This window comes from Promicromonospora kroppenstedtii DSM 19349, from assembly GCF_000515355.1.
Taxonomy (GTDB): Bacteria; Actinomycetota; Actinomycetes; order Actinomycetales; family Cellulomonadaceae; genus Promicromonospora; species Promicromonospora kroppenstedtii.
This window is the reverse complement of sequence record NZ_KI911704.1, coordinates 23,906-27,658: the sequence shown is the minus strand read 5'-3', so window position 1 is coordinate 27,658 and position 3,753 is coordinate 23,906. Positions and strand designations below refer to the sequence as shown.

The window sequence follows — 3,753 nt, the reverse complement described above, 5'->3', positions numbered from 1 at the left end:
GGCGGCCGCGGCCGCCGCGCACCTGCACACGCTGCCCACGACCGCCGCCGCCACGGGCGGGGCCAGGGACGCCCCGTCCGTCGACCAGCCCTCGGGAGAGACGCCATGAGCACCGAACCCCTCACCGCCGTCCCGTTCACCACCCGGGACTACGCCGCCCGCATGTCGCGCGTGGTCGACGACGGCCGCGCGGCCGGCCTCGACGGCGTCCTGGTGGCCCCCGGGCCCGACCTGGTCTGGCTCACCGGCTACCAGCCGACGGCGGTCACCGAGCGGCTCACCATGCTGCTGCTCACCGCGGACCGGGAACCCACGCTGCTCGTCCCGACCCTGGAGCGGCCGGACGCCGAGCGGGCCGAGGGCGCGCCCGCCGTCTCGCTCGTGGGCTGGACCGACGGCGCCGACCCGTACGACGTCGTGCGCGGGCTGCTGCGCCCGGACGGCGCGTACGGCGTCTCCGACAACACGTGGGCCATGCACCTGCTCGGCCTGCAGTCCGCGCTGCCCGGGTCACGGTACGAGTCGCTGACCCGGCGGCTCCCGATGCTGCGGGCCGTCAAGGACGACAACGAGCTCGCACGCCTGGCGGCCGCGGGGGCGGCAGCCGACGCGACCTACGGGGAGATTCTCAAGGTCCGCTTCGCCGGACGCCGCGAGACCGACGTCGCCGCCGACCTCGCCGACCTGCTGCGTGCCCACGGACACGAGCAGGTCGACTTCACCGTCGTGGGATCCGGGCCCAACGGGGCCAACCCGCACCACGAGGCGGGGGTGCGGGTGATCCAGGACGGCGACTGCGTCGTGCTGGACTTCGGCGGCCTGATGTTCGGCTACGGCTCGGACACCAGCCGCACGGTCTGCGTGGGCGAGCCCAGCGAGCAGGTCCGCGAGGTGCACGAGATCGTGCGCCTCGCCCAGCAGGCCGGCGTCGACGCCGTGCGCCCCGGGGCGGCGTGCCAGGAGGTGGACCGTGCTGCCCGGCGCCTGATCACCGAGGCCGGGTACGGCGAGCAGTTCATCCACCGCACCGGCCACGGCATCGGCGTCACCACGCACGAGCCGCCGTACATGATCGAGGGCGAGGAGCTGCCCATGGTCCCCGGCATGTGTTTCTCCGTCGAGCCCGGCGTGTACCTGCCCGGCCGGTTCGGCGTGCGGATCGAGGACATCGTGACCGTCACCGCGGACGGCGGACGGCGGTTGAACACGAGCGACCACTCGCTACGCGTCGTCGAGTGAGCGGCCGGCCGGCGGCCGGGCGGCGGAGTCAGGCAACCAGCGGAACCGGCCCGAGCCGGCCCCACAGCAAGAACGCGATCAGCACCAGGTAGGCCAGGTCTGCCACCAGGAGCCGGTACTCCCGGCGGGAGATCCGCGTGACCGCCGCGCCCACCATGATCATGGCCAGGCCCAGGGCCGCGAGCGGCACCAGCTCCGGGGCGACGCCGGTCAGGCCCGGCAGCACGAGGCCGAGGCCGCCCAGGACCTCCAGCACGCCGATCGTCTTGATCCGGACCGGGCTGACGTCGTCGGTCCACGCTGCCGAGGCGCCGCCCGCCGCGCGGATCCGCTGCTTGCTCAGGACCACCTTGAGCAGACCGCCGACCACGTAGGCCAGCGCGAGCAGTCCGGCCACTGTCCACAGGGCGATGTTCATCGTGATCCTCTCGGTGCCGCAGGTCGCTGTCGCCCCACCGACGAGACGGGCACCCGTGCCGTGACGGGCGCCCGTGCCTACTGCGCGGGCCCGGGGACGGCCTGCTCGGCCGCGCGGCTCACGGCCTCCCACTCCGCCCAGGTACGGCGCCGCTCGTCGGTCACGGCGAACGCGACGTCGTACGCCGTGCCGCCGAGCAGGAGCCGCCGCGGCGGCCGGGGGCTGTCGACGAGCGTCATGATCGCCTCGGCCGCGAGGCGCGGCTCGCTGTCGACGCTGTTCTCGGCGAACTGCGCCGTGAGCCGTTCACGGAGTGCGTCGTACGCGGGCAGCGGCGCGGCGGTGTCCATCGCGGAGTACAGGTCGGTCCAGTAGCCGCCCGGCTCGACGACGGTCACGTGCACCCCGAACTCCACGAGCTCGTGCGCCACCGCCTCGCTGAGTCCCTCCAGGGCGAACTTGCTGGCGCTGTACAGGCCGGTGCCCGCGAAGCCGGCCAGGCCGCCGATGCTGGACACCTGCACCAGGTGGCCGGACCCCTGCCGGCGCAGCACCGGCGCGACCGCCTGCGTCACCCAGACGGCGCCGAAGAAGTTGGTCTCCAGCTGTGCGCGCACCTGTCCCTCGGTGAACTCCTCGACGAACCCGTACGACATGGTCCCGGCGTTGTTGACCACCACGTCCAGCCGCCCGAACGCATCGACCGCCCGGTCGACGGCGGCGCGCACCGCCGCCGGGTCGCGGACGTCGACGGCGAGCTGGAGCAGACCCTCACGGGTGTCGTCGTCACGCAGTGTGCGTGAGAGGGCGGCGACCCGGTCGCCCGCCGCCAGGGCGGCCTCGGTGAAGGCGCGGCCCAGGCCACGGCTGGCCCCCGTGACGAGCCACGTGCGGGTGGTGGTGCTGGTCTCTTCGGTCGTCATCACGAACCCCTTCGATGTTTGTCGAGACGGATCGTCTCGACAACGATGCTGTCGGAGGTGCGGGGTCTTGTCAAGACGAAACGTCTCGTCTCTTCAACGGGTAGGGTGGCGACATGGCGACCGAGACGCAGCGCTCCACCGGACGGCGGCGTAATCCCGCGACCCGGGCGACGATCCTGGCGACGGCCTTCGCCGTCGTCGCGGAGCTCGGCTATGCCGGGCTGACGATCGAGAAGGTGGCTGCCCGGGCCGGCGTCGGCAAGCAGACGATCTACCGGTGGTGGCCCAACAAGGGCGCCCTGGTGCTGGACGCCGTTCTGGAGCGGACGGCGGGGGCGGGGCCGGACGGGGCGCCGGCCGAGCTTCCTGACACGGGTGACCTCGAGGCCGACCTGAGCGCCGTGCTGGTGGCAACGGTCGAGGAGTTCGCAGACCCCGACTTCGACCGTGCGCTGCGCGGTCTGACCGCCGCGGTGATCGAGGACGCCGAGCTCGCCCTGGCCTACCGGGAGCGGCTGGACGGCCCGATGCGCGAGCTCAAGAAGCGCAGGCTGCGCCGGGCGCAGGAGGCGGGGCAGCTCGATCCGGACGTGGACCTCGACCTGGCCGTGGACCTGGTGTTCGCGCCCATCGCCCAGCGGTGGACGGAACGGTCGGGCGACCTCACGCCCGACGGTGCGCGGACGGTCGTCCGGCACGCGCTCCGGGGCCTCGCGGCACCATGAGCCGGCGTACGGCCCAGCCCACGGCCGCGCCCACCGCGTACCACGGCAGGTCCGGGGCGTTGAAGGTGGTGCCGAGCACCAGCCGGGCGAGCGTGCTGTGCGCGCCGAGCGTCGCAGGCACGCCCGTGAGCTGGAAGAGCTCGATCGCCACGCTGAACCCGCACGCCACCACGGCGGCCACCCACCCGCGCGTGCGCGGGGCCACGACCAGCACGAGCCAGAAGATCAGCAGGGCGTAGAGCGCGTCGCCCGCGTACTTCGCCACGTCGCCCGTGAGCACCGACCGCACGGACAGCCCCGCGATCACGGTCAGCACGGCCGCGACAGCAGGTACGGCGCGGCGCAGGAGCGCGGACGCGACGCCGTCGTCCCGCGAAGGCGCCGTCGTCTCGCGCGCGCCGCTCATGCCTGCCGCTCCGGAACGAGGCGTCCGGCCCGGCCCAGCTGC

Annotated in this window: 5 protein-coding genes; 2 read left to right on the top strand and 3 right to left on the bottom strand. The window is 73.8% G+C overall.

All coding sequences use genetic code 11. The features are described 5' to 3' along the window. The first annotated feature begins 105 nt into the window (after positions 1-105). A complete protein-coding gene (locus tag PROKR_RS18680) occupies positions 106-1,239 on the top strand; it encodes an aminopeptidase P family protein (RefSeq protein ID WP_036965621.1) in 1,134 nt (377 codons plus the stop codon). 28 nt (positions 1,240-1,267) lie between these two features. Here PROKR_RS18680 and PROKR_RS18675 read toward each other — a convergent pair whose 3' ends face one another. Then, positions 1,268-1,657 (bottom strand): DoxX family protein, encoded by a 390-nt coding sequence (locus PROKR_RS18675; RefSeq protein ID WP_036965620.1) that lies wholly within the window; start codon positions 1,655-1,657, stop codon positions 1,268-1,270. Positions 1,658-1,734: 77 nt separating this feature from the next. Beyond that, positions 1,735-2,580, bottom strand: a complete 846-nt coding sequence (locus PROKR_RS18670) for an SDR family NAD(P)-dependent oxidoreductase (protein ID WP_036965619.1) — start codon at positions 2,578-2,580, stop codon at positions 1,735-1,737. A 113-nt stretch (positions 2,581-2,693) separates the two neighbouring features. On the opposite strand from PROKR_RS18670, the gene PROKR_RS18665 reads away from it, so the two are divergent. Beyond that, positions 2,694-3,305 carry a TetR/AcrR family transcriptional regulator gene (locus PROKR_RS18665; RefSeq protein WP_036965617.1) on the top strand — a complete coding sequence of 204 codons (612 nt, stop codon included), beginning with the start codon at positions 2,694-2,696 and terminating at the stop codon, positions 3,303-3,305. On the opposite strand, the gene PROKR_RS18660 is transcribed toward PROKR_RS18665, so the two are convergent. Then, positions 3,244-3,711, bottom strand: a complete 468-nt coding sequence (locus tag PROKR_RS18660) for a ribosomal maturation YjgA family protein (protein ID WP_051433135.1) — start codon at positions 3,709-3,711, stop codon at positions 3,244-3,246. The two genes, PROKR_RS18665 and PROKR_RS18660, sit on opposite strands and share 62 nt — an antisense overlap. Between the last annotated feature and the right edge of the window lie 42 nt (positions 3,712-3,753).

Excerpts from the sequence above, each read along its gene's own strand:
- PROKR_RS18665 (WP_036965617.1), top strand. The coding sequence starts at position 2,694 with ATGGCGACCGAGACGCAGCGCTCCACCGGACGGCGGCGTAATCCCGCG.
- PROKR_RS18670 (WP_036965619.1), bottom strand. The coding sequence starts at position 2,580 with ATGACGACCGAAGAGACCAGCACCACCACCCGCACGTGGCTCGTCACG.
- PROKR_RS18680 (WP_036965621.1), top strand. The coding sequence starts at position 106 with ATGAGCACCGAACCCCTCACCGCCGTCCCGTTCACCACCCGGGACTAC.
- PROKR_RS18675 (WP_036965620.1), bottom strand. The coding sequence starts at position 1,657 with ATGAACATCGCCCTGTGGACAGTGGCCGGACTGCTCGCGCTGGCCTAC.
- PROKR_RS18660 (WP_051433135.1), bottom strand. The coding sequence starts at position 3,711 with ATGAGCGGCGCGCGCGAGACGACGGCGCCTTCGCGGGACGACGGCGTC.